At 61.4% G+C, this 26,588-nt stretch carries 17 protein-coding genes; 8 read left to right on the forward strand and 9 right to left on the reverse strand.

Annotated elements, in window-relative coordinates; genetic code table 11:
• Window positions 1–95: 95 nt before the first annotated feature.
• Window positions 96–1,541, reverse strand: a complete 1,446-nt coding sequence (locus DN745_RS10105) for a serine/threonine protein kinase (RefSeq protein WP_111334526.1) — start codon at window positions 1,539–1,541, stop codon at window positions 96–98.
• Between the two features lie 317 nt (window positions 1,542–1,858).
• On the opposite strand from DN745_RS10105, the gene DN745_RS10110 reads away from it, so the two are divergent.
• The 4 genes from DN745_RS10110 (at window position 1,859) to DN745_RS10125 (ending at window position 7,765) form a co-directional block, all read left to right on the forward strand.
• The gene (locus tag DN745_RS10110; protein ID WP_111334528.1) at window positions 1,859–3,145 is read left to right on the forward strand and encodes a hypothetical protein; all 1,287 of its coding nucleotides are present in this window, start codon (window positions 1,859–1,861) and stop codon (window positions 3,143–3,145) included.
• A 62-nt stretch (window positions 3,146–3,207) separates the two neighbouring features.
• The gene (locus DN745_RS10115; RefSeq protein ID WP_111334530.1) at window positions 3,208–4,560 is read left to right on the forward strand and encodes a DUF58 domain-containing protein; all 1,353 of its coding nucleotides are present in this window, start codon (window positions 3,208–3,210) and stop codon (window positions 4,558–4,560) included.
• Window positions 4,557–6,740, forward strand: coding sequence for a transglutaminase TgpA family protein (locus tag DN745_RS10120; protein WP_111334531.1), 2,184 nt, complete (start codon window positions 4,557–4,559; stop codon window positions 6,738–6,740). The genes DN745_RS10115 and DN745_RS10120 overlap by 4 nt, the downstream gene beginning before the upstream one ends.
• 98 nt (window positions 6,741–6,838) lie before the next feature.
• Window positions 6,839–7,765 carry a YihY/virulence factor BrkB family protein gene (locus DN745_RS10125; protein ID WP_111334533.1) on the forward strand — a complete coding sequence of 309 codons (927 nt, stop codon included), beginning with the start codon at window positions 6,839–6,841 and terminating at the stop codon, window positions 7,763–7,765.
• Window positions 7,766–7,773: 8 nt separating this feature from the next.
• On the opposite strand, the gene DN745_RS10130 is transcribed toward DN745_RS10125, so the two are convergent.
• Window positions 7,774–8,751, reverse strand: coding sequence for an AAA family ATPase (locus tag DN745_RS10130; RefSeq protein ID WP_111334535.1), 978 nt, complete (start codon window positions 8,749–8,751; stop codon window positions 7,774–7,776).
• 60 nt (window positions 8,752–8,811) lie between these two features.
• Window positions 8,812–10,581, reverse strand: a complete 1,770-nt coding sequence (locus tag DN745_RS10135) for an ABC1 kinase family protein (protein WP_111334537.1) — start codon at window positions 10,579–10,581, stop codon at window positions 8,812–8,814.
• 208 nt (window positions 10,582–10,789) lie between these two features.
• Here DN745_RS10135 and DN745_RS10140 point away from each other — a divergent pair, with 208 nt between their 5' ends.
• Together DN745_RS10140 and infC are read left to right on the forward strand one after the other, a co-directional pair.
• Window positions 10,790–11,683 (forward strand): alpha/beta fold hydrolase, encoded by an 894-nt coding sequence (locus DN745_RS10140; RefSeq protein ID WP_111334538.1) that lies wholly within the window; start codon window positions 10,790–10,792, stop codon window positions 11,681–11,683.
• Window positions 11,684–11,850: 167 nt separating this feature from the next.
• Window positions 11,851–12,396, forward strand: coding sequence for a translation initiation factor IF-3 (gene infC, locus DN745_RS10145; RefSeq protein ID WP_111334540.1), 546 nt, complete (start codon window positions 11,851–11,853; stop codon window positions 12,394–12,396).
• A 37-nt stretch (window positions 12,397–12,433) separates the two neighbouring features.
• On the opposite strand, the gene DN745_RS10150 is transcribed toward infC, so the two are convergent.
• The 6 genes from DN745_RS10150 to DN745_RS10175 form a co-directional block, all read right to left on the reverse strand.
• Window positions 12,434–13,195, reverse strand: a complete 762-nt coding sequence (locus DN745_RS10150; protein ID WP_111334541.1) for a hypothetical protein — start codon at window positions 13,193–13,195, stop codon at window positions 12,434–12,436.
• Between the two features lie 36 nt (window positions 13,196–13,231).
• Entirely contained in the window at window positions 13,232–14,806 is a 1,575-nt protein-coding gene (locus DN745_RS10155; RefSeq protein WP_111334543.1) for a serine/threonine-protein kinase, read from the reverse strand.
• A 180-nt stretch (window positions 14,807–14,986) separates the two neighbouring features.
• Window positions 14,987–16,381: a Si-specific NAD(P)(+) transhydrogenase gene (gene sthA, locus DN745_RS10160; RefSeq protein ID WP_111334545.1), complete on the reverse strand. Its 1,395-nt coding sequence runs from the start codon at window positions 16,379–16,381 to the stop codon at window positions 14,987–14,989.
• A 64-nt stretch (window positions 16,382–16,445) separates the two neighbouring features.
• On the reverse strand, window positions 16,446–16,886 hold the full coding sequence (locus DN745_RS10165; RefSeq protein WP_111334546.1) for an acyl-CoA thioesterase: 441 nt from the start codon (window positions 16,884–16,886) through the stop codon (window positions 16,446–16,448).
• 68 nt (window positions 16,887–16,954) lie between these two features.
• Window positions 16,955–17,455: a hypothetical protein gene (locus tag DN745_RS10170; protein ID WP_133621789.1), complete on the reverse strand. Its 501-nt coding sequence runs from the start codon at window positions 17,453–17,455 to the stop codon at window positions 16,955–16,957.
• 172 nt (window positions 17,456–17,627) lie between these two features.
• Entirely contained in the window at window positions 17,628–18,161 is a 534-nt protein-coding gene (locus DN745_RS10175) for a TlpA family protein disulfide reductase (RefSeq protein WP_162687587.1), read from the reverse strand.
• Between the two features lie 361 nt (window positions 18,162–18,522).
• Here DN745_RS10175 and DN745_RS10180 point away from each other — a divergent pair, with 361 nt between their 5' ends.
• Window positions 18,523–24,378, forward strand: coding sequence for an Ig-like domain-containing alpha-2-macroglobulin family protein (locus DN745_RS10180; RefSeq protein ID WP_111334551.1), 5,856 nt, complete (start codon window positions 18,523–18,525; stop codon window positions 24,376–24,378).
• Between the two features lie 30 nt (window positions 24,379–24,408).
• Window positions 24,409–26,514, forward strand: coding sequence for a penicillin-binding protein 1C (gene pbpC / locus DN745_RS10185; RefSeq protein ID WP_162687588.1), 2,106 nt, complete (start codon window positions 24,409–24,411; stop codon window positions 26,512–26,514).
• Window positions 26,515–26,588: the final 74 nt, after the last annotated feature.

The following is a 26,588-nucleotide window of genomic DNA, read 5'->3' on the forward strand; positions in this document are numbered from 1 at the left end:
GCAGCCGGAGGCCCGGGCTGCAAGGCGCTGCAAGCCCAAGCGGCTTGTCCCCGACCAAAAAAAACGCCGGCCTAATGGCCGGCGAGTTCTTCGAGTTATTTCTTCGTGTCCGTCTTTTTGGGTGCCGCCTTCTTCTTGGTGGTCGGCTTCTTCGTCGTGGTCTTCTTTGAGGTTGGCTTCTTCGTGGTCTTCTTTTTGGTCGTCGCCTTCTTCTTTGTTGTCTTCTTCGTCGCCGGCGCTTTCTTCTTGGTGGTCTTAGCGGGCGCGCTGACCGCAGCGCTCTGGCCGGTGATTTGATTCCACAGGCGCGCTCCGGCAGGGAAATCAAGCCAGAAGGTCATCACCACCACGATGCTCGCGATCACCAAACTAAGCAGCACAAAAAACGCAATCCAAAGGCCCTTGCCCGATTTCTTAGGCGCCTTCATCGCCTCGGTGACGCGCTGAGGCGCCGCCTGACGCGCGCCCTGCGCCATGCCAGGCGCGTCCACGGCCAACGTGGCCGGATTATTATGATTGCCAGCCTGAGCGGCGGCCTGCTGGGCCTGTGCGAGGTTAATCTGCGCGCTCTGCGCGGCGTTCATCGGCGCCGATTTCGTGGCCACAACGCGCGCGCCGCCGCTCGGGTCGCGCCCGTCGCCGACCTTCGCCGGGTCGATCTTGTCGATGGCATCGGCGAAGGCGAGCGCGTCCGGGAATCGCTCACTCGGCTCGTATTCCAGGGCCTTTGAGATGATCGGCCCGAGCTCACCATCGAGAATCGCCGACGGAATCACCAACTCGCCGGTGGCGTGTTTGAGCGCGCATTGCCAGGGGTTCTCGTCGTCGACCACGGTGCGCCCGGTGAGCAACTCCACCAGGACCAGCGCCATCTGGTAGACGTCCATCTCAGGGCCGACCGTCTGGGTCTGCACGTATTCAGGCGACAGATATTGCGGGGTGCCGAACATCGCGCCGGTCTGGGTCATGCGACTTTCGTCGGTCCCGCCAATATGAGCGATGCCAAAGTCGACGACTTTGAGCATCTCATTTCGGGTCCCGGGGCGACTGATAAAGAGGTTCGCGGGCTTGATATCCTTATGAACAATCCCGAGGCGATGCGCCTCGCCCAGGGCTTCGAGCGCGCCGAAGAAAAGCGGCAGCGCCCGCTCGGGCGCCATGCCGCCGTTCATCCTCACTTCTTCTTGCAGATCGTGGCCGTCCAGCATCTCCATAATGATATAGGGCATGGCTTTGCCCTCAATCACGCCAAAATCATAAATCTCAACGACGTTGGGATGATGAATGCGCGCGGCGAGTTTGGCCTCGCGCTTGAAGCGCTCAAGGAAGGGTCCCATCTCGGCGCCAGGCGCCGTAACCGCGGCGATATTGAGCACTTTGATGGCCACCTGACGCTCGATATCGCGGTCAAAGGCGTGGAAGACGGCCGCGAAACCACCCGAGCCCAGCAATTTCACCACTTCATAGCGCCCGGCAATCACGGTGCCCGGCCCAAGACCAAGGGCAGATTTCGAGTCGCTGGAGGATGCAATATCGTTCATAATTTTGCTTAACTACGGGTGTTTGAGCCAACGAGGATGCTGAGGCAACGCGCGTCATAGTCAGCGCGAGCTTACACCGCAATGGCGCACAGTGCGAGGAAAAGAGCGTAGGGCAAAAATTTGCAGGCGGCGCGCGCCCTTGAGTTATTCAGCTCGAAGTTGAATAAGCGGGCGGGTTGCCTAGTTCTATAGGACACGTAGCTGTGTCGCCCCGACGCTATATGACCATGTATTTTTCCTATCGGGTAACTCTTATGCGATTCCAAACATCAACGCCAAGGCGGCGGTTTTTCGCTCACAACCCGGCGGCCCTGGCGATGGTTCTGCTTGTTGTGTTGCCGGCGCTAAGCGCTCCGGCAACCGCCGAGGTCAACCCAAAGAGCCAGCCCAACCCAACGGGCTCAAACGAATTGGCGCGCCAAAAACTTCCTGACGACGCCCATAAATCGCCCGCAAAGCTAAAAGATGACGCCTCACCCAGCGAGGCCCTCAGATGGCTGGCGGCCGCACAAAAGCAGAATAAACCACTTGAGGCGATACGCAAAAAACTCGTAGAGACCCGGGTCAACGGAGTCAACGGAGTCAACGAAGCCGACGCGGCGGCATCACAAGAGCACCCTCAGGTCGACAGCGGCGACTACGATGGTGATGGGCGCCGCGATCTGGCGGTGGTGATGCCGAACCCCTGCGCCGAGGACTGCTCGGCCCAAGGCCCCGCCTGGAGCGCCTTTGTCCTCTGGGGCGACCAGAGCTGGACAGAGCTCTACGCGGTTGAAGCACGCACGGTCGCCCTGCTCCCTCAAACCGACCTCACCGGCGACGGACTTGTCGATATCGCGCTGAGCGCGGAGACTTGCGGCGCGCATACCTGCTTTAAGGATGTGAAAATCTATAGCGTCGCCCCTCGACCGAATAAAGGCGCCCCGTCACTTCGACTCATCTTTGATAGCCAGCGACAAAACGATATCGCCACCCGCGGCGTCGAACTTCGAGGCGACAAAAAGCCGGCCGAAGTCACTCTATCGAGCGGCAATATCGGCTCGGTTGGCGCTGGCCCATTCCAGCGAAACCTCAGCGTGACCTATCAATGGAACCCCAAAGCACAGAAATTTAGCCAGCGCTCAAAGCGCTGGGAGAAGTCGAATCTTCGCCTGCACCGCCTCCACGACGCGCTGAATTTTATCGCCGAGAACGAGCCCCAAAAGGCCGAAACGGCGCTGCAGGAAGTGATCGATGGGCGCGGGCTCAAAGACCTCCCGGACGCACTTAAAGGCGACGCCAAGCTCGCCGATCTGATGCGTCGACAGCTCCCGCTGGTCGCCCGCTTCGAGCTCGCGATGCTCGCCGCGGCCCAGGGAGACACCGCGCGCCTGGACGAAATCCGAAAGAAGTTAGAGGCCGACGCTCCCACCAGCCCCGCGACGGCGGCCACGCGAGAGTTCGCGCGCGCGTGGAAAAAAGACGGCGACCTAAAGTCGGCGTGTGAAGCAGCCGCTGCCCGCTTCGCTCAAAGCACTGACAAAACATGGACGCTCACCGCGCTTCAGCTCGGCTATAACTCCCCAGTGAAATTCGACGCCGCTGGATTATGCGTGGCCAATTGAGCGACACCAACGCCCAAGCGATGAAGATAGCGAGCAGCCCCCGCCTTTGATAGAGTCCGCGCATGAAGTCCTTCCCCTTAAAAACACCTCAAAATAAAGACTCCAGCTTCGGCGCCCGGTGGCGCCGCTGGACGCGTCCGCCGCGGCGACTCAGCTTCACTACGGCGGGCAAATATTTTGTGCTCATCACCATCGGCATCGGCTTTGGCGCCATCAATACCGGCGACAACCTCCTCTTCCTTTTGCTCGGGATGATGCTCTCGCTCATCCTGGCCAGCGGCATCCTGAGCGAGACGGTGATTCGGCGCCTCCACGCCCAGCGCAACCCACCGCACCGCGTCTTCGCCGACTCCAACGCGCCCGGCACCTTTCGGGTCACCAACCCGGCGGGCTGGCCCTCGCTGAGCATCGAGGTCGCCGAGCGCAGCGCGACCGGACTCAAAGGCCCATTGGCCGGGCGAAAGATCGGCCCCCAACATATCCCCTGGTGGAAGTTCTGGCGGCGAAAGAAGCGAAAATCAAAGGACGCCGAGAGCCCGCGCACCGACGCCGCGATTGCCCAGGCCTATACAATGCGCGTCGAGGCCCGCGACCGCCAAGACCTGCCGACCCGCTATATCTTTCCGGCCCGCGGAAGATACGAACTTCCGGGGCTCGATATCATCACGCGCTTTCCATTCGGGCTCTTCGAGAAGCGGCGCGAGCTCGACGAAGCCGCGCAGATTACGGTGTATCCGGCGGCCAGTGAGGCGCGCGAGTGGCTCTCGGATATCCACGCTCATTTTGGCGATATCACCCGCCACAAACGCGGCAGCGGCGAGGACTTCTTCGGGCTTCGCGACTACCAGCCCGGCGAAGACCAGCGGCTGATCCACTGGAAGGCCACCGCCAGGCGCGGCGAGGTCGTGGTGCGCGAGACCGAGAGCACTGAGCAGCGCAGCGTGGAGCTCTTTTTACTCAACACCACCGGCCTTCCCGCGCAGCAGCGCCACACTGTGAACGCCGACTTCGAGGTCGGCATCCAGCGCACCTTCGGTCTTATCCAAACGCTTTTGCAGGCAGGTTGGCGTGTGGGACTTCGCACCCTCGACGCCCACCTTCCGGCCAGCAGCGCCTCGAATCATTTCGAACGCATGCTCGAGACCCTGGCCCTCATCGACCTTCGCGACGGGCACGCAACTTCGCCTGTCGGCAGCCGCGCTGCGGGCGCCAAATCAGGCGCGACGGGTCGGCCAAAAGACGCGCAGATCCTCATCGGTCTGGAGGGCCCAACCTCGCTTATCGCCGCTGATTTCGACCTGGTTCTGGCCGTCGAGAAAGGCGCGGTCTCGACCGTATTGCCGAATCATGCGGCCAAGCCTGAGGACGCGCTCCCCATGAATTCAGCGCAATCAAAAGCGGAGGAAGCCGCGTGAATCTCAAGATGCAACAACACCTGGCGGGGCTTCATAAGGGCGGCATCTACGCGGTCGTGCTCATCGCATTTTTATGCGCAGCGTTTGGCGGAGGCGTCGGGGCGCTGACCGGCGCCGGCTTTATCATCGCCACGCTGGCGAGCTGGTTTACGAGTAAAAACAAGCCAGCAGACGCCACGCCCTCGCGCTGGTGGAACGTGGTGACCCTGGGCTTTATCGCCTTTACGGCCTTCCAATTATTGGCCACCTCCGAGCCCATCATCGTCGCAGCGCTCCGCTTTGTGCTGGTGCTCATCGCCATCAAATTATTCGGGCGCTTTCGCACCCGCGACGACCTGCAAATCTATGCGCTGACCCTGCTCGTTTTTGCCGCCTCGACCGCGCTCAGCCAGGACATCGTCTACGGGCTCTTCTTTGGGCTTTACGTCATCGCCGGCACCTTTAGCATGGCCCTCTTTCACCTCAACTCCGAGGTGAACCCGGACGAGAAATCCGCTCAGCGGGTCCAAATATCGAGCAGCTCGCGCTCGCCATTTGACCGGCGCTATATGCTGGTGCTCGGGGCGATTAGCCTGGTCATCTTCGTGTCGAGTTTGACGATCTTTTTTGTATTCCCGCGCGTCGGCCTGGGCTTCTTCGTCAATAAATCCCGCGACTCGATGTCTGTGACGGGCTTCTCGGATTCGGTGGAATTGGGCTCTCACGGCGCGATTCGCGACAACCCCGAAGTCGTCATGCGCGCCGAATTTCCCGACGGTCGCCCCGAGAATTATCAGAGCCTACATTGGCGCACGATGACCTTCGACCATTATAATGGTGCCACCTGGTCGCAGAGCGTCGACGACTCCGAGCGAAGCCTCCCGACCGCAAAGAAAGGCTATCAATTCACCCCGATTCAGACCGAAAAGTGGAAGCCCGCCGCGGCAGGCGGCCCGGCGCAACAGGTTGATATTTATCTGGAACCGCTCGGGGTCAACTTGCTGCCGCGCCTGTGGCCGACCGGCAATGTGCGCTACGGAAATAACGCGTTGATGGTCTCATGGAACCCGCTTAAGGGCGGGTTCACCATCGACGCCTATAGCGACCTGCGCCACACGCTTGAGTCCGAGGTAGGCGTCGCCTATTCGATCCAGCAGCTCACCTTGCCCAACGCCGAGGAGCTGCGCGGCCAGACCTATGAGACAGAGCAGCGCCGCCCCGATGCCCAATACCTCCAGCTTCCGAACCTCTCCCAGGACTTCCTAAGCCTGGCCGAGCAGGTGAGCCGCGGCGCCGAGACGCCCTACGAAAAGGCCGAGGCGATCGTCGCGCACCTGAGCACCAGCTACGGCTATACCACCGACCTGCCGCCGGTGCGCGACGACGAGCCCATCGAGAGCTTCGTCTTCGACACCAAGCAGGGCCATTGCGAGTATTTCGCCAGCACGGCGGTGCTGATGCTTCGCGCCCGGGGCGTGCACGCCCGCCTGGTCACCGGGTTTTTGGGCGGCGCTTGGAACTCCATGGGCGGCTATCTGGGGGTGCGCCAGGGCGACGCACACGCCTGGGCCGAGGTCTACGTGCCCAATTATGGCTGGGTTCCCATCGACCCGACCCCGGCCGCCGACGTGCTACCGGTTCAGCGCGGCCCGATGGAGACCTGGCTTCGAAACGCCTACGACGCCGCGCGCCTCAACTGGATGAAATGGGTCATCGAATACGACCTTGGCGCCCAGATCGCGTTGGCGCAAAAGGCCGCGAAATTCTTTGGGTCGGGCGCGCGCTCTAACCCGGATTCTCCCCAGAAGAGCGACGACAAGTCGAAGAGCGACCTGAACCTCGGCGCCCTCGCCTACGGTATAATCTTGCTGGCGGCCCTGGCCATTTTGGTCTGGCTTAGCCGCCGTTGGCTCTTTCGCACCCAGGCGTCGAAGCTGCAGGAGATCTTCGCGCGCGTCGAGCGCGCGGGCGCCTCGGCCGGCGTCGAGCGGCGCGCCGATGAGGGGCCCGGCGTCTATCTAGAGCGACTCAGCCAGGCGTTCCCCGACGCCGCGCCCGAACTCGCCGCGCTACGCCAGCGCTACCTCACCGCCCGCTTCGGCGGGCGCGAGCCCGGCCCGATGCAGCTGGCCGGCATGCGCGAGTTGGTGGCCGCGCTCCGAAAGAAGCTGCCCAGGAAGCCGCGCGACTCCGGACGATAGGTCGCAACGCCTCGAATTCGCCCTATAATTTGAGCAACAGCGCGCCTCGATGGCAGCCCTGTCGACCAGACAACCCTCATCGATTGACTCGGGACGATATGAATCACCTCAAGCTCATCTGGGCCCGCATCATGGAGGTCTACCAGGAATGGGACGAGGACGACGCGCAGACCTGGGCGGCGTCTGTCACCTTTTATACCACCTTCTCCCTGGCCCCGCTCGTGGTGCTGGCCGTGGCCATCGCCGGGTTCGTCTTCGGTGAGGACGCCGCGCGCGGCGAGCTCGCCCGGCAGCTCAACGGCATTATGGGGAGCGCGGGCGCCGAGCTGCTCCAGAGCACCATCGCCTCGGCGGGCACCCCGGGCTCCAAATCGGGCCTCATCGCCACCGTCGTCAGCCTCGGATTGCTCTTTTTCGGCGCCAGCAAGGTCTTCGGCGAGTTGCGCAGCGCGCTGAACCGCATCTGGAGCGTGCGCATCGACCCGGAGGCGAGTTGGAAGGTCACCGTGAAGAAGAAACTCGGCGGCTTTGTGATGGTCTTGTCGGTCGGATTCTTGCTGCTCGTCGCCATTATCCTGACGACCTTCCTCAAGGCGATCCTGGGCTTCATCGGCGGGGTCGCCGAGGCGAGCTGGTTCCTGAAAACGCTGAACTTCGGCGGCTCCTTTGTGGTCACGACCCTGCTATTTGGCGCGCTGTTTAAATACGTCCCCGACGTCAAGATTCAGTGGAAAGATGTTGCGTTTGGCGCGTTTTGGACGGCGGTATTTTTCACCATCGGCAAGACCGCGCTGAGCCTCTATATCACCCACGGGAACCTGGGCTCGGGCTACGGCGCGGCGAGCTCGTTGGTCGTGTTGTTGGCCTGGATCTTCTATTCAGTGCAGATCTTCTTCGTGGGCGCCGAGTTCACGCAGGTACACGCGCGCCACCATGGTCACAAAATCGTGCCGGACAAACACGCCGTCATGGTCGAGCTGCACTTCACCAAGCCCGGCGCTAAAACCCAGCCGCCCGAACTCTAATCCCCCACTCAGGTCGGCGCCGCGATGCCCGACACGATCTCCTCGATGATCATCTCCGACTTCTCTTTGGTGGCGTCTCCAGCCGCCCCGCCCAACGCGATGCGGTGGGCAAAGCACGGCACAAAGAGCGCACGCAGGTCATCCGGAATACAGAAGTCGCGCCCTTCAATCAGCGCCCTCGCCCTCGCCACACGCGCCAGGGCCAGCGCCCCGCGCGTACTCACGCCGATGCGAATGCGCGCGTCCAGCCGGGTGCGCTCGACCACCTCCATCAAATAGTCGACCAGGGTCTCCTCCAGGCGCACCGCCGCCGCGCGCGCCTGCAGCGCGCGAAACCGCTCGGCGTCCAACACGCTCTTGAGCGCCGCGACCGGCGCGCTCAGCCCGCGCTCCACCAGAATCCGCCGCTCCACCGCGCGCGCCGGATAACCGATGGACAGGCGCATCAAAAACCGGTCGAGCTGACTCTCCGGCAACGGATAAGTCCCGTGGTGCTCCAGCGGGTTCTGGGTCGCGATGACCAAAAAAGGATTCGGCAAATCATGGGTGAGATTATCCACGCTCACCCTCCCCTCGCTCATCGCCTCGAGCAGGGCCGACTGGGTGCGCGGCGTCGTTCGGTTGATCTCGTCGGCGAGCACAATCCCGGCGAAGATCGGCCCGGGCTTAAACTCGAAATCACCGCTCTCGGGCCGATAGACCGACACCCCAACGATGTCGCTGGGGAGCAAATCGCTGGTGAATTGCACCCGCTGAAAGCTCAGCCCAAGGCTGCGCGCGAGCGCCAACCCGAGCGTGGTCTTCCCCACCCCGGGCACGTCTTCGAGCAGCAAATGCCCGCCGCCCAGAAGACAGGCCAGCGTATGCCGAACGACCTGGGGTTTGCCGCGAAATACCGACTCGATATTTTGCTGCAAATCCCGGAGCAATCGCGCGGCGTCATCGGCGGTGATGCGCAGAGAATCATTCGGAGCAGATATATTCACGTTCGGCCATATAGATAAGAGGAACCCAGATACGCACGGACTTTATACCCCAGCGGCGCCCTATTTGCGTCGAAATAAGCGAACAAACGGACTCACCCGCAATTTCGTGCGCGCGCTGCCGCCGACGATATGCCAGGTCAGCGCCCACCAGAATAGACCCAGGGCGATGGCGGCCAGCAGGAACCCGCCGATGACGGTGACCGGCGTGCCAAATACCTGGTATTCAAAGCCGCGCAGAAGTTGGGCGGCGGACACGGCGAGGCCGGCGGCGATGATGCCCAGGAAGACGCGGGTGCCCAGGGTATTTAAGAAGGTGCCGATCTCGTCGATCGAGTCATTCTTGATGGTGATGGTGAGGTTACCGCTCTCCAGATCCATCATGATCTGGTCCATCTGCTGGGGGATCTGCTGGACAAATCCCGAGAAGCCCATCGAGGAGTTCACCACCCCCTGCATGATCTTTCGCGCCGAGAAGCGCCGCGCCGCCAATTGCTTGGCGTAGGGCATGCCCTTGGCCATGATATCGAGGTCGGGCTCAAGCTCGCGCATGATCCCCTCGATGGTCATCGCGGCTTTACTCAGCACGGCGTAATTCGTGTTGATGCGGATGCGGTGCGTTTGCGCCGCGCCCATGATCTCCTGGACCAACTCACCGACCTCGATATCACCGAGATTCATCGCCAGATATTTGTCGCGGATGGTGCGGATATCGGCCTTGAACTCGCGCAAATTCACCCGCCCCATGGGCTTACCCATGGCCAGGAGCGTGCGCGAGATGCCGTCGATATCGCCCGTGAGCACGGTCAGCACCAGGTCGATGATCGCGTCCTGCTGGCTCTCACTGAGCCGGCCGACCAGGCCGAAGTCGATAAATACGACCGTATTATCCTCGCGCACCAGGATATTTCCCGGGTGCGGGTCGCCGTGGAAGAACCCATCGTAGAGCACCATCTTGACCAGCGAGCTGAGCAAGGTGTCGAGCACCTCGATCGCGCGCTCGGAGCCGCCTTCAAGCTCCGAGAGCCGGTCCGCGTCGATAAACTCCATGGTCAGGATTTCGGCGCTGGTGAAGTCATGGAAGACCTCGGGCACCTCAATTTTTTCGACCTCCGCGAAGTTGCGCCCGAACTCCTCGATATTCTGGGCTTCCTTAAGGAAGTCCAACTCGTCGAGAATCGCGCGCTCGAACTCGCGAACGATGGCGGTCGGGGTATAGAGCTCGACCTCCTCGATGGTCGCCTCGAGCAGGCGCGCCAGATAGTAGAGGATATCAAGGTCGCTTCGGATCTTGGCGCGAATCCCGGGGCGCTGCACCTTCACGATGACGTCTCGCCCGTCGCACAGCGTCGCCAGATGCGCCTGGCCGATGGAGGCCGCGGCGAGTGGTTTCTCGCGAAATTCGGCGTAAAAATCCTCCATATTGCCGCCCAGGCCGGTCTCAACCTGAGCCTTTATCTGCTCAAAGCTCAGCGTCGGCACGCGGTCCTGAAGATGTTTTAGCTCCAGGATAAACTCGGGCGGCAAAATATCGGGGCGCGTCGAGAGCACCTGGCCCAACTTCACGAAGGTCGGGCCAAGCTCCTCGAGCACCTTTCGGAATCGCTCGGCCGCCTGGCGGCGGTCCTTGCCGAATATCTCATCACCATCAAGCGTTTCGGCTTCGGGGTCCGCGCCGTCGCGCTCGAACTCATCGGCCGCTTCGGGCTCGCCTAATAGCCGCCCGAGGCCCATGCGCCGCGCCACCGCCGAAAAACCGTGACGCGTCAGAACACCGCTGATCTCGCGGAGACGCTTAATATCTTTGACCGCCGCTTTAACCGGGGAAACCATAACTCAATTCGACTGCTAGAGAATATGATGAGGGCCGGAAATCCGGCCGATAATTTCTGCTGCAACCTAACACGCCCCGTGGTGTGCGCAAGAGATTCCGGCGCCTCCGATCCCCCAGGCGCTGGATTGACAGCCCAATAGCCCGCGATTATGAGCGACCGTGGCCTCGGGCCGCCCTCGCCTCACTCTTCCTACACAGGTCTTCCTCATGCCAACCAACGCCCCAAATGACACCGCCGCCCAAGAAATCACAATCCAGGTGCCCGGCCTCACCATCAGCGCGAAGGTCTGGGGGCCCGAAGACGGCCGCCCGGTGCTCAGCGCCCACGGCTGGCTGGACAACGCCGGCAGCTTCGACGCCCTCGCCCCAATGCTCGAGGGCTTGCGCATTGTGGCCTTCGACTTCCCCGGCCACGGCCACTCGTCGCACCGAGCCGCCGACGCGTCCTATCATTTCATCGACACGGTCGCGCTGTTTATCCAGATCGCCGACGCCCTGGGCTGGTCCAAATTCTCTCTGCTCTGCCATTCCATGGGAGCCTGCGCGGCCGCGCTAGTGGCCGGAGCTTACCCGGATCGCGTCGAGCGCATGGTACTGCTGGACGGGTTTGGCCCCAATAGCGCGCCGCCAAAAGATGCCCCCGAGAACCTGGTCAAGGCGATCACCGAGCAACAAATCCTGGCCGCCAAATCCTCGCGAAAATTCGCCTCGCCGGCCGAGGCGACCGCGATCATCGCAAAGATCTACGGCGTCACCGAGAAAAGCGCGGCGCTGCTGATGAAGCGAGGGCTTGAAAAAGTGGAGCCCGACGAAGATGAGGCGGCGTATTGGCGATTTACCTACGACCTGCGCCTGCGCGGTGCGACTCACCTCTATATGAGCGAGCCACAGGTTATCGCGTTCTTTGCCGCCATCACCTGCCCGACGCTGCTGGTGCGCCCCGAGCAAGGCTGGCCCGTGGAGTCCGCCGACATTCAGCCTCGCCTGGACGCGGTGGCGAACCTGGAGGTGCTCAAAATTGAGGGCAATCACCACGTCCACCTGGACCACCCCGAGCGCCTCAACGGCCCCATCCAGGAATTCCTCAGCAAGCCAGCATAAGCGCCGCGGGGAACTATCTTGCGCCGGAGCATCCTTCTTGCTTGCTTGGCGAAATAGTGGGACTAGGTTATACGTTCATCATCGTACCGCGGTTTTAGATAACCCGGTCAGGGCTCAATTTCTGGGCCCACGGTTCACTTTATTTTCCAAAAACATAGGGATTAATTATCGCAAGACCTTCAAGCAGGAACCAGAACAGCCGCAATAGTGACACGCACCGCACCAATCGCGAGATTCGCTATGATGAGGTCCGCCTCATCGGTGCCGACGGCGAGCAACTGGGAGTTTTAAGCTCGCAGGAAGCACTATTGAAGGCGCAGGAAGAAGACCTCGACCTGGTCGAAGTTGCACCCAACGCAAAGCCGCCGGTCTGCCGAATCATGGATTATGGTAAATATAAATACCAACAATCCAAGAAAGAATCGAAGAAGACCGACAACGTGTCGCTCAAGACGGTGCGCATGCGCCCGAAGACCGACGATCATGACCTGCAAACCAAGCTTAACCGGGCACAGAAGTTCCTGGAAAAGGGCAATCAGGTTCGCTTCGTGATGCAAATGCGTGGTCGAGAGCGCAAATACACCGACATGTGGGTCGAGTCGCTCGGCAAAATCATGGCGGACCTCGGCGAACAAATGACGCGAGACATCAAGGTTGTCGCGCCGCCCCAAAGTCAGGGCTGGCAGATCACCTCGATTGTCGAGCCGGCATAACCCGGGGTCGAGTCTCTCACGCCAGCACGGAAAGGGACTAAAAACGCATCGACAAACCGATCTCAAAAGCAGGAGCCGGCGCCCTAAGGGCGGCCGGCTTCTCGCTTTCTTGCGACGCATTATTGCCCAGATAGACCAGGCTCAGCCCGCCCAATGTGCTCAGCGTGCCCGCGCCGTAAAGCGTCGGCACCGCCCACTTCGCCGCCCCGTCAAGGCCGTCCGCGCTCAGATGATACGCCCCGGTCCCTATGAGCACCGCCGCGCCCACGCTCACCAGACCCCAACCAAGGCTTACCCGGTCTAAGTCGCCCTCGGCCCCATTGACGCGCATCTCAATGAGTCGCATCCGCGCCCCGGCGAGTCGCTGCTTGACGCGCGCATCGGTACGAACGGCGTCCACGCGGGCAATGATAGCTTCGGCGCGGTCGACGTCTCCCGCCGCGAACGCCCTGTCGGCTTGGTCGAGCTGGCAATGCCCCCACACCGAGCGCGCCTCGTCGCGGTCCTGGCGCAGCGTCCCCTCTGCCAGCAAAAAGAACACCGCCGCCTCGCTCGCCTCGACGCAACGCTCAGCCTTAAACCAGGCAATGGCCGCATTCTTGCGCAAAATCGGGTCCGCGACATAGTCATGGGCGGCCTCAAACTTCCGGGCTGCCCGCAGGTAATCCTCCTCGCCAAACGCCGCGAAGCCCTGCTCATTAAGCTCCAACATCCGCGCGTTGGAATCTGCGTTCGAATGCGCCCACGCAGCGGTCGGCCCCAGACCCAATAGGCCCAGGGCGAGCGCGAATTGCCACATTAAATTACGCGGTGGAGTCATAGTCTGAGAACGGGCTTAATATGTTAGTTCGAGCTTTCGAGGACGCGCCTTCGCTGGCCTCGATTCTACCCGAGGTGCGGGCTCGGAGGAAGGCGACGCGGCGGCGTCCGAATTAACATCATCGTCGGCATCACCCAGCACATCGGCAGCTGCTCCGACATCTGCTCCCTGCGCGTCCACCGCTCGTATCGCGGGCGCGTTGTCGGCGGCGATCACACCCCCCTCACCGCCTTGTGCGGCCGCCTCGCTCACCGCGGCGCTCTGATCCGATGCGCGCTCGAGATGCTCCGCGACCTCCGCTCCATCACCGCCGGTCGAGCTACCGCTTATCGCCCAAACCAATCCCCCAACCACCATAAACCCAACGAGGAGCGCCAGCGCGATTCGCCCCGAGCCCTCCTGCGCCGGCTCAAACTCGTCTTCATCATCCGGCGAGGATTCCTCTGGATTCGCCTCCTCAACGCGCACCGACGGCTCAATAATCGCGGCTCGCGGAATCGGCGTTTCCAACGGGTCGAAATCCGCCAGCGTCTCCGCGCCGGATTGGGCGACCGCAGACATCGGCGTCGGCGTCGGCGCGCGGAACCGGTCAAGGCTGGTCAACGAAAGGTCTTCGACGCGCTCCCTGGACATATGCGCCCGCAAAACCCCCAGGACCTCCTGGCTCGACTGCAAGCGAAACTCAGGGTTCTTCCCCATGAGCCGGTAGATCATGTCCTCGACCTCGGTCGGGATATCGGCGCAAGTCATCGGGGGAATCGGCTCCTCCAAATGCATCGACAGCAATTGCGCGACGCCCTCGGCACGATAGGGCAAATGCCCCTCGAACAGCTCGTAGGCGAGCACCCCGAGGGCGTAATAATCACAGGCAGGGGTGAGGTCTAAGTCCCCCCGACACTGCTCCGGGCTCATATACGCCGGGGTGCCATTGAGCTCGCCAAAATGTGTTAAGCGAAATGGCTCGGGCGTATGCTCATCGACACGCGGTGTCGCAGGCGCCACCAGGCTCCCGGCGGGTTCGGCTTCCCCCGACGTGCCCGCCTCCTCGCGGATACGCGCCAGGCCAAAGTCGAGCACCTTCACCGTCTCAAAGCTCCCCTCCTCGCTCTGGGGCGAGCGGACCAACATGATATTTTCGGGCTTGAGATCGCGATGCAAGATGCCGCATTCGTGTGCGTGGGCCAGCGCGGTGGTGACCTGAAAGAGCACATAATAGATCTGGTCGACCTCGAGGGCGCGGCTCGCGCGTTGCTCGGCAAGGGTGAGGCCCTCGACGAACTCAGTCACCATATAAAAGCAATTGAGCGACTCATCGAGCCCGAAGTCGAAGAGCGTCAGGCAGCTCGCGTCACTCAGGCGCGCGACGGCCTTCGCCTCACGCAAGAAGCGCTCCGTGCCGAGCTCTCGCCCCCGAACCGATGGATGCAATAATTTAATGGCGACCTTTCGGTCGACGGCGAGCTGGGTGCCCGCGTAGATCTTGCCGATGGCACCGGCGCCAATCACCGCGTCGAGCCGATAGCGCTCGTCGAGGGTTTTCCCAAGGTATTCATCCCCTGGGGCGTGCTGCGCGTTGGATGCCATGGTCATGGGTAGAGTCGCTCCGGGTCAATCTGAGCGCCGCCGGTGCGGTGGGCGCGTACCCGACGCAAAATTGCGCCAGCAAAATGATCTTAGATAACCCCGTCATTTATGCAATCAAAGCGCGACTTCGGTCAGCCGCGCCGAGGCAATCAGGCCTCGGCGCGGCAAATGACAGGGAGCGCGTGCTCAGCGAGCCTTCACTCGATTGATGCCGTTGAGCGCCGCGACGCGGTACGCCTCGGCCATCGTCGGATAGTTAAACGTCGTGTCCGTGAAATACCGGATATCATTGGCTCCATTGGGCTGGCTCATAATCGCCTGGCCGATATGCACAATCTCAGACGCCTGGTAGCCGAAGCAATGGATGCCAAGAATCTGATAGGTCTCGCGATGAAAGAGAATCTTAAGCATCCCGATCGGGCTCTTCACGATTTGCGCGCGCGCCAGGCTTCGGAACAGCGCGTGTCCCATCTCATAGGGAATCTGCTTCTCGGTCAGCTCGCGCTCGGTCGGCCCGATACTGCTGATCTCGGGGCTGGTATAGATGCCAGTGGGGATATGCTCGACCAGACGACGGTCGTCGATTCCCAGAATATGGCTCGCCGCAAAACGCCCCTGGTCGTAGCTCGCGCTGGCCAGGCCGGGGAACCCGACCACATCGCCCACCGCGTAGATATGGTCGACGCAGGTTTGATAATGCTCGTTGACGTCGAGCTGCTTTCGCGAGTTCGCCGGGCAGCCGACGTTCTCAAGACCCAGCCCGTCGGTGTTGCCCGTGCGCCCCTGCGCCCAGAGCAAATAATCGCTGTGTAATTTCTTGCCCGACTTCAGGTGAAGCGTCACGCCGTCATCGTGGGTCTCGACGCGGTCATAGGTCTCATTGTGGCGAATAATCGTGCCCTGGTCGCGCAGGTGATAGCTCAGCGCGTCGATGATCTCGTCATCGAGGAAGGACAGCAATTTATCGCGCGTGTTGACCAGGTCGAGTTTGCACCCGAGATGTCGGAAAATAGACGCATATTCGCAGCCGATAACCCCGGCGCCGTAAATAATGATCGAGCTGGGCGTCTCGTCGAGCAGCAGCACCGAGTTGGAATCCACCACCCTTGGGTGATCGAAGTCGATGTCGTTGGGCTGCCAGGGGTTGGTGCCGACCGCGATGATAAAGTGCTTGGCGCTGACATCTTCGGTATTGCCCGCCGCGTTGGTCACGCGCACCGTATTGGGGTCCAAGAAGCTGGCGTGCCCGTCGATGATGCGCACATCATTGCGCTCATAGAACGCGCGGCGTTGCTTGACCTGTTGGGTCACGACGCCCTGGGCTGCGCGCAGCATATCCGGATATTCGATATCCAGATATTTCATCGCGGGCTGAAAAAGCGGGCTATTGCGGAACTCATCGTAGCGCTGAATCCCGTGGCGCAAGACCTTGCTGGGAATGGTCCCCCAATGCACGCAACCACCGCCGATTTCATCTTCTCGGTCAATAATCGCGACCGACAGGCCATTCTTGGCTGCGGTCATTGCCGCGCCCTCTCCGCCGGGGCCACTGCCGATAACGACGACATCGTAATTCTTCATATTTTATAACTTCGTGTTGAGGTTCTTAGTTCTATTAATCGAATTCAACGGCCCGATTTGGCGCTTAGCCTTCGAGGGCCTTGATCGCGCGCAGCCACTCCTGGGGCACCGGGACCGAGGCGTTTTTTGTGAAGTCAAAGCTCACCACACGCGCCTCGCCCAGCGCCGCGATAATCCCCAAATTCTGGCTGGCCACCGCGTGCTCGACCGTAAATCGGTCCTCCTCGATATCGACCACGCGCGCCCCCACCCCCAGGTAGTCGGGAAATTTCAACGGCGCCCGAAATCGACACGAGGTGGAGGCCAGGACCGGACCGATGCCGGAGGCCATCCCGCTGACTTCGGCGACCTTGGCCTGGGCAAAATACGCAATACGCGCGTCCTCGAAATAGCCAAAATACCGCTTGTTATTGACGTGCCCGAAGGCGTCCATATCGCCCCAGGAAACCGGCATCTCAATGACAACCGGATATGCGCTGAGTATCTCTTTTACGCTCTTACTCATCTTCTGGGGCCTCGCTGGTACTTTCTCGATTAAGTGAAACCGGTCACGCCTGGCTGAGCGACGCCCGCTCAGGGCGCCTCAAAGAGCGTCGCCTTGATGATATCGCGCTGGTGGCAACTCAGGGCGTCGCGATTGGCGATGATCAACGCCTCGTCGCAATCTTGTCCCTCTTCGCGCGCGAACTCGCCGGTGTATTGGCGCACTTCAATCTGGATATTATCGCCATTTAACGGCGATGCAACTCGCTCGGCGAGTTGGGCGTTGCATGTCTCACGCCGCTTGGTCGCCGACGCCTTGATTCCCGTCCACTCGGCGCCGTCGCGCTGCTTGAACTGACGGCTCGGGTCCGGGTCATGACAGGTATCGGCCAATTCACAGGTCTGATAGCGCAGCACGCCGTCTTTCTTCGACAGCTTAAATAAGGTGTCCCCATCGAAGGGAGCCCCCTCTTTGGCGCAATCACCGAGGCTGCGCGTATGAGACGCGACCTTATAAACGCCCTCAATCGACTCTTCCGGGCCATCTCCACTGTCGCCGCAGGCTCCCGCCAACATTAGAATAAGAGCCATCCCGCTAGTTTTTGCCAGGGCGCGCACTACAATCATCATCATCAAACCTGAAGTCGAATATTGAGCAGATAGAGTATTTTCAATGTTCCAGAGCCGAAATACCTATCTCACATAACAAGCGACTCCAACTCGGGACGCCAGGAAGATACGCGACTTGGGCCCTATTTTCACCCTATTTCTTTTGAGCCGAGGATTTCGGCTGTGAGAGCAGCCTCTCGATATCCTTTTTAAGCTGCGCCTCGGAGCCTTTGTCGAAGCCCGTATAGACCTCACGTACCACACCCTTGGGGTCAATCAAGTAGCCTGTCGGGATCGACGGAGGGCCGAATTGGCTGGCCAGCGGGTGCTTCTTTTCCCATAGGATATTGAACCCCTGTTGAGTGCGCGCCTGAGGAAGCAACGCGTCCATAAATCTCAGCATATCTGCCCGGTCGCCGTCGATGCTCACGGCGGCGACGACAAATTTCCCGTCGTACGCGTCCACCAGCTTCGAGTAGACTGGCAACGCCTTGCGGCAGGGGCCGCACCAGGTCGCCCAGAACTCGACCAACACGACCTTTCCGCGCTGCTCTTTCAGGTCAAAGGGTGTGGCGTGCGCCGTCTGGCTTTCGACCTGCGGGGCATCCCCCACCTTCACGCCGGCGAGCGCGGTCGAAGCGGCGAAGATACTTCCGAGAATGCAAATAAGCAGGAATGCGTGACGCATTAAGACACCTTTAGTGAAGAGGCATGGGACTGCCAGCGGAATGGTCCGCGCGTCGCATCGAGAGGGCCGGTCAAACGGCCCCGGCTGCAGCTTGATATTCTCGAAGTTGAAGCATAAATTGCGCCGACCCAACAGCATCCTATATCGCGACTTGCCCGGTGATACCACCGGGCAAATCAATTATTTGGCGGCAGACCTCTGTGCTTGATGGAAGCATCTACTGACAATATAACAAGGCCCTTGCTCCCCCCGAACAACCGGGCAATTCGATCTATTCAATGTTGCGCCCTAAAAGCAGATAAAATGCACACCGGCCACATCGCACATTCTACTCTCGAACTTTTTGTCTGATATATACGCTATGTTTACTCAAAAGATATTGTCGCGCGCTGCTCTCTCGACGCTCGCATTTGTGAGCCTTGCGGGCGCGCTGTCAGGCTGCACGGCAAAGGGTGAGCTGGGCGAGCCCGAGCACGAATTGAGCAGCTATGGCGCCTTCCCGGCGAGCAGCGCCACGAGCGCGGACGCCGACGCGCCGCTGGTAGCCCAGGTCACTCAGCCCTCGACCGAACAGCTCCTCTCGAATGTCATCAGCGTCTCGTTTAATAAGCCGATGGTCGAGGCCTCGCTGCGCGAGCAGAAGTCAGACACGCCGCTCTTTGAGATCGACCCGCCGGTCCCCGGCACCTTCTCCTGGGTCGGCACGCGCATGGCGGTCTTCCACCCCGCCGAGCCCTTTGCCCCGTCGACCTATTATACGGTGAGGGTCCCCGCGGGCGTCGAAAGCGCCGACGGCACGCTGCTTAAGAGCGAGGCGAATTTCAAATTCCACACCCCATTCCTATCGGTCTGGGCGCGCACCAACACCGAGAAGTTAAAGCCCGGCTCCGTGCTCAAGGTTCACTTTAACCTGCCCGTAGAGCTGAGCGATCTCCAAAAACATCTCGAACTGCGCCGCGACTCCGAACCGCTGGAAACGAATATCACCGCGCTGGATGCCCACCAATCCGCCGTGTCCGGCGGCGCCAGCTTCATCGTGGAGCCCGTCGAGGGGTTTAAACTCCACGCGACATACACGTTAAACGTCGACGGCGCGCTGCGCGCGCGAGGTGGCACCGAGTCCCTCGCCTTCGGGATCACGAACAAAAAGGTGGCCCTCGGCAACGCGCAAAAGAAGCGCTACCAACAGCGATATAGCGAGCGCGGCTACCAGGCAGTATTCGAGGCCTATGGCGACTTCACCATCACCAATATCGACTGCGGCTATAGTGACCAATGCTGGCGCTCCTCGAGTTGGAAGGTCACCTTTAGCAATCCGATCGACCCTAAATCAGCGGATAAGTGCATCCGATTCGCCTCGGCGAAGACCAATAAAGGTCTCGACCACTACACCTATCAGAGCCGTGTTCACGTCTCCCCTCAGAACGTCACGCAAGGCGCGACCGAAACCCTAATCGTAAGCCGCGACTGCGTTGACGTCTTCGGCAACCGCCTCGACAAGGGGCAGCGCTATAGCCGGAAGGTCAACTATAATAGACCCAATTTGCAGATGTCCTCTGGCGGGGTGCGCGTCATCGAGAACGCCAGGGAGCAACAGGTGCCGTCGATCCCGCTCAGGCTGGAGAATATGGCGCAGCCGACGCGCATTAAGGTCGCCGAGATCCCGCCGGCGCGACTGCCCCTGTTATACGCCAACTTCTGGGACCTCGACTCGAGCTCGCTGCCCGACGGGCTGGGTGAGCCGAAGACGCACACGCTGGGTAAGAGCCAGAAGTTGGGCAAGGCGGAAATCCACGATATCGACCTGTCGCAGACCCTCAAGAAACCTCACGGCGCGGTCTATATCCAAACTATCGCGCCCGACCTGGCCAGCGAGCATCACGACGGCACGAACAAGTCGATCCTCATCTTCACCGACCTTGGCATCACCCTAAAAAAAGACGCGCAGTCGGCGCTCATCTGGGTCACGCGCCTGTCTACCGGCGAGCCGGTGGCCGACGCCGAGGTCGCGCTCTGGCATACAGATGGGGCGAAGAAATGGCGCGGCAAGACCGATAAAAACGGCCTCGTTACCGCAGCCCTTGTCGGCGACGACGCCGCCGGCATCAGCGTCATCAGCGCCGCAGCCGGCGATGATATGACCGTGCTCGAGCTCGACGACTGGTCGGCCAGCGTCAGCATGTACGGCTTCGACGTCTATTATTACCCCGGCATGGCCTCTGTGGCGGCGAAGACCTTTATCTTCACCGAGCGCGGCGTCTATAAAGCCGGCGACACGGTCCATATCAAGGGCTATACGCGCCTGCAAAATCGCGGCAGCCTCGAGGAGATGCCCGCCAAAGAGCTCACCCTCGATATCCGCGACCCGCGCGGGCAAAATATCGCGCTCGAGACCGTCGAGCTTAGCCCGCTTGGCGGCTACTCCCTGGACCTCAAGCTGCCCGCGGATGCCCGCCTTGGCAGCTATCAAATCAAGGCCACGCCCGTCCTTAGCGACGCCGCAAAGGCCGGCACTCCAGGGCTCGACGACCTTGAGAGCGACGACACCGGCAGCTTCCGCGTCGAGGCATATCGCACCCCGGAATTCGAGGTCCTCGTCGAGCCGAAAAAGCCCGCGGTTTTAGATGGCGCCAACACCTCGGTCGCCATCCGCGGGCGCTACCTCTTTGGCGCCCCGATGCGCGGCGCGACCACGAACTGGAACGTGCGGCGCGAGCATAGCTGGTTTTATGCCGCGGACTTCCCGGCGTTTAGCTTTCGGCCGGACACCAAAAACTATTGGTATTATGACGCATCGGAGTCACGCACGCTCAGCGATGATAGCGGCGTGCTAAGTGACGACGGCCGCCTCGATGTCGAGATCGCCATCCCTAAAGACAAGGATTTCCAGGGGCCCCAACGCGTCCAAATCGAGGCGAGCATCACCGATATCAATCGCCAGGAGTTGAGCGGGCGCGCGAGCATCAAGGTCCACCCGGGCCAATATTATGTCGGTGTTTCTCAGCCCGAATATCTTGTGCGCGACGACGAAGTTGTCCAACCCAAAGCCATCGCAACCGACCACCAGGGACGCCCCGTCGCGGGCAAAAAGATCACCCTGCGCGTGCTTCGACGCAAGTGGAAGACCGAGCGCAAAAAGAACACCAGCGGCGATTATAGCTGGGTCTCGTCGACCGAGGATACTCCCGTTGACTCCTGCATTCTGACCAGCAAATCAACCCCCGTCGGTTGCGATTTTAAGCTCGCCGGGACCGGCTCCTACCGCGTGTTGGCGGAGTCGACCGACGCGCTGGGCAATAAGCTTCAGAGCGCCGACTCCTTCTATGTCTACGGCGGCGGTTCTTTCGTCTGGGACCGCAACGACACCGAGCGAATTGAGCTGGTGGCGAACGCCAAAAAATATAAGGTCGGCGAGGTCGCGACCCTGATGATTCAGTCGCCCTTCGAGCAGGCGAACGCCCTGATAACCGTCGAGAAAAACTCAATTATTCAGCAATTCACGACCGAGCTCAAAGGCAATAGCCCCACCGTCGAGATTCCCATCACCGACGCGATGAAGCCCAACGCCTTTGTGTCGGTCTCGCTGATCCGCGGGCGCACCGACGCCAAGCCCAGCGCCAACCCCAAGCCCGGCCAGAATCGAAATGACCCGGGCCGCCCAAGCTTTAAGATCGGCTACACCGAGATCAAGGTCGACCATAGCGATAAGGTCCTGGCGGTCAGCGTCGAGCCAGACAAGCAAACCTATCGCCCGGGCGCCAGGGTCCGCGCCAAAGTCCAACTTCGCGACCACCAGGGCGCCCCGAGCAGCGGCGAGGTTACCTTCATGGCGGTCGACCAGGGTGTGCTCAGCCTGACTGGCTACCAGACGCCCTCTCCCGGCGAGTATTTTTTCGCGAGCGTTCCACTCGGCGTGCGAAATAGCGACACGCGCCTGATGCTGGACACCCACGCGGACCTGGCGGCCCAGCGAGCCGGCATGAAGTCGGACTCGGGCGGCGGCGGCGGCGGCGGCGTGGCGACGAATTATCGCAGTGATTTCGCCGCGGCGGCGACCTTTAAGGCGCTGGTCACGGTCGACGCGAGCGGCGAGGCGACCGTTGATTTCGACCTGCCCGATAGCCTCACCTCCTACCGCCTGATGGCGGTCGCCGTCGGCCCCAAGAACCGCTTTGGCTCGGCCGACACGCGCATCACGGTCAACAAGCCTCTGATGGTCCGCCCCGCCCTGCCCCGCTTCGCCTCGACCGGCGACGCCTTTGAGGCACGCGCGGTCATCCAGGCCATGGCCGAATTCAAGGGAAAGGTTGAGGTTCAGGTGAGCATCGACGGCGCGCTTATCCTTGGCAAAGAGACTAAAAAGACCATCACCCTTAAAGCCGGCGGCAACCAGGAAGTTGGGTTCCCCGTGAGCGCCGGTCTCCCCGGCGAGGCGAAGATCCGATTCGTGGCGACCGCCGTGGATGCCCCGGCGACCACCGACGCCGTCGAGGTCACCCTGCCGGTCAAATACCCCGCCGCCGAGGACACCTATCTGCAGACCGGCACCCTCGCCCTGGACCAAACCTGGGCGAAGCCGACGATGCGGCGGCGCATCGAGCTGCCCGACACCATCCGAAAGGACGTCGGCGGGCTTGAGATTACGCTGTCATCTTCGCCGTTCGCCGAACTTCTGCCGGGCCTCGACTACCTGGTCCAATACCCCTACGGGTGCACCGAGCAGGTCACGAGCCAGGTCCTGGGACTTATCTCGATGCGCGACGTGGCCAAGGGATTGGATATCCCCGGGCTCACCGCCGATGCCATCGACAAAAGGGTCGACCAGGGACTCAAAAAGGTGATGAAGCGCCAGACGCGAAAAGGCGGCATCGCCTATTGGTCAGGCCAGTCCCACGCCCACGCATGGTCCAGCGTCTACGCCGCGCTCGCCGCGGTGCGCGCGCGCGAGGCCAGCGCGCATCAGGTCGATGGCAGGCAATATGTCGAGCTTATCGACTATCTGCGCGGCATCCTTCGCCAGCAGACGCCGCTGCCCAAAGACGGGATGCGCTCAGCGCTTGCGACCAAGGCATTCGCGGCGTGGGTGCTGGCCGAAGCGGGCGTGCCCGAGCCGGCCTATCATGTCGAGCTCTACCAAAAGCGCGACAATATGCCGCGCAGCGCCCAACTATTCCTGGCCATGGCGATGCATAGCGCCAACGCCACGCCGAAATATCGAACGCAACTTTTGGACGACGTCCTTGCGTTTGCCGAGGTGGATCTGGGGGGCGATGGTGGCGCCGCGACGCTTCAGGGCGTGGACTACCGCGACCCCTATAGCTGGCAAATCTGGCAGAGCGCGACCCGCGCAAACGCGGTCGCCCTCATCGCGCTGATGCGCATGCGCCCGGATGACGCCCTGGTCCCCAAATTCGCCCAGGGATTGCTGCGCGAGCGCGCCAATGGGCATTGGCAAAACACTCAGAACACCGCCTTCGCCCTGATGGCGCTCGGCGAGTATTTCGGCCGCGCCCAGCAGCAAAAACCCGACTATGAGGTGCTGGTCGGCACCGGGCAAACGGTGGTCGCGCGCGAGCACTTCGACAAGTTAGAGATTCGCCCGCGCAAGGTCTTTATCCCCATGAAAGATCTGGCGAAATTCGAGGGCCAATTGCTCACGATTAAGCAGGTAGGAAGCGGCGGGCCACTCTATTATAGCGCGAAATTAACCTCGACGCCCACCGAGCCGCCCACCCGGGCGTTTGACGGCGGCCTTCACCTTCATCGCGAGTATTTTGCCACCGACGGCCCCGACGCCGGCAAAGCCATCGCGTCGGTTCGCCCCGGTCAAGTCGTCAAGGTTCGCCTCACGTTGACCGTCCCCGAAGAGCGCCATTATATCGCGGTCGAAGACCCGCTGCCGGCCGGGTTCGAGGCCATCAACACCAGCTTTGAAACCACGTCGCGCGCGCTCGAAAAGCGGGAATTGGCCGGCGAAAACGGCACCTACGCCGGCTGGTGGTGGTCCTATTGGCCCATGAACTTCGACTTTAGCGAGCAATTGGACGACCGCGTCACCCTATTTAAGTCCCGGCTGACCCCCGGCATCTACCGCCACGCGTACCTGGCTCGCGCCACCACGCCCGGCAAATTCACGGCGCCCGCGGCCAAAGTTGAGGCGATGTATGACCCGACGATTTACGGCCTGAGCGACGCCCGAAAAGTGGATATCGACTAAGTGAAACGCCGCGCAAAAATCCCTTTAATCTTGGCGGTAGTTTGCGGGGTCTGCGCGCTGTTTTTCGGCGCGTGGGTCTGGTTTACGCCCTTCGATGACCGGCTGCTCTCCGCGCAAAATATCACCAGCACCCGCATCGTCGACCGCTACGGGCGGGGGCTGCGCGAGGTGCTCGGCAGCAGCCAGGGGCGCGCGCGCCAGGTCGAATTGGAGCAGATATCCGACCACCTCATCAACGCCACGGTCCACGCCGAAGACCGCCGATTTTGGGCGCATTCTGGCGTCGACCCGCTCGCTATTGGGCGGGCGAGTTGGCAAAATATGCGCAACCTGGAGGTCATCAGCGGCGCCTCGACCCTCACCCAGCAGGTCGTAAAATTGCTGCGCTCGGGCAACGCCTCGCGCAACCTCCTCAATAAATTCAGCGAGGCGGTGCTGGCGATTCGCCTGGAGAAGAGCGCGTCTAAACAAGAAATCCTCGCGCAATATCTCAACCGCGCGCCCTACGGAAACCAGCTCTTCGGGGTCAGCGCGGCATCGTGGATGTATTTTGACAAACCGCCCGCCCAGCTCAGCCTCGCCGAGGCCGCCCTGCTCGCGGGCATCCCGCGCGCGCCCAGCCTCTACAATCCCTACGAGGACCTCGCCGGCGCCAAAAAAGTTCAAGAGCGCATCCTCAATCTTATGCGCGAGCGCGGTGTTATTTCGGCAATCCAATACGAAACCGCGGTCGCCGAAAAGCTCGTCATCCTTCGGCCCGACCGACGCGTCCTCGCCCCGCATTTTAGCGAATATGTGCTGACAGAGTTGCGCAATCGAGGCGCCGAAGACGACCTCAACGCCCACCCTAAACTCATCCGAACAACGCTCGACCTGGACCTTCAAAAGACGGTGCAGGATATCGTGCGCGCCGAATTATCGCTGCTTGAAAAAAAGAATGTCCACCAGGCCGCGGTCGTCATTTTGGATACTCAAACCAGCGAGGTGCTCGCCTGGGTCGGCTCTCAAGACTATTGGGCTGAGGAGCATGGCGGCGCAAACGACGGCGTCCTCGCCCTGCGCCAGCCGGGCTCTGCGCTTAAGCCCTTCGTCTTTGGCGCGTTCTTCGAGCAGGGCTATCGCGCCGCCGAAACCCTGGCCGACTTCCCCACAGAATTCCCAACCGAGAAGGGTGTCTATATCCCCAAAAATTATGACCGCGCCTACCACGGCCCGGTCAGCGCCCGCGCGGCCCTGGCGAGCTCGCTCAATATCCCGGCGGTGATGGTGGCCCAAACGGTCGGCGTCAAAAAGGTCCTCGACACACTGCGCGACTTCGGCATGGACACCTTTGACCAGGACGACGCGCATTATGGCCTGGGCGTCGCCCTGGGAAACGGTGAGGTGCGGCTCCGCGACCTCACCGCCGCCTACGCCACCCTGGGGCGTCTGGGGACACGAAAAGAGCTTCGCATCTTTTTGGACGACGCCCTGCCTGCGCCCACTAAGCCGACCTTCCGAACGTCGGTCAAAGACGCGCAGATATTCAGCCCCGAGACCGCCTATATCCTCATGGATATCCTCAGCGACGACGCCGCACGCGCGCAGGGTTTCGGGCGATATAGCGCGCTGTATTTTCCCTATCGCGTCGCCGCAAAGACCGGCACCAGCGACGGCTTTCGCGATAATTGGACCTTCGCCGTGACCCCGGAATATACCATCGGCGTGTGGGCCGGAAATTTCGACGCTTCGCCGATGCAACGCTCCAGCGGCATCACCGGCGCGGCGCCTATCATGCGCCAGGTGACCCAGGCGCTCTACCCCGACGCCGCCAACGCGGGCGATGTCCCCTGGTTTCCGCGCCCCGACGCGGTCGAAACCCATCGCGTCTGCACCCTCAGTGGGCACAAACCCGGCCCCCATTGCCCGACCACTCGCCTTGAATTGTTCAGCGCCGAGGCCGCCCCCGAAGAAGCCTGCGCAATCCACAAATCCCTGGCCATCGACACACGAAACGGGCTGCTGGCCAGCCCGGAGTGTCCGGCCGAGTTCGTGCGCGACGAAGTCTTCACCAGCATCCCGCCCGATTGGGTGGACTGGGCGCGACGACGCGGCGAGCGACTGCCGCCAACCCGGACTTCGGGCCTGTGTCACTGAGCAAGCGCGGCGCCGCCGGGCTTATTAAACCAAAAGTCTCGACTATCCAGAAGGCGCGAAACTCGATACCCTAT

The sequence above is a fragment of the Bradymonas sediminis genome (assembly GCF_003258315.1).
In the GTDB taxonomy this organism is placed as follows: Bacteria; Myxococcota_A; Bradymonadia; order Bradymonadales; family Bradymonadaceae; genus Bradymonas; species Bradymonas sediminis.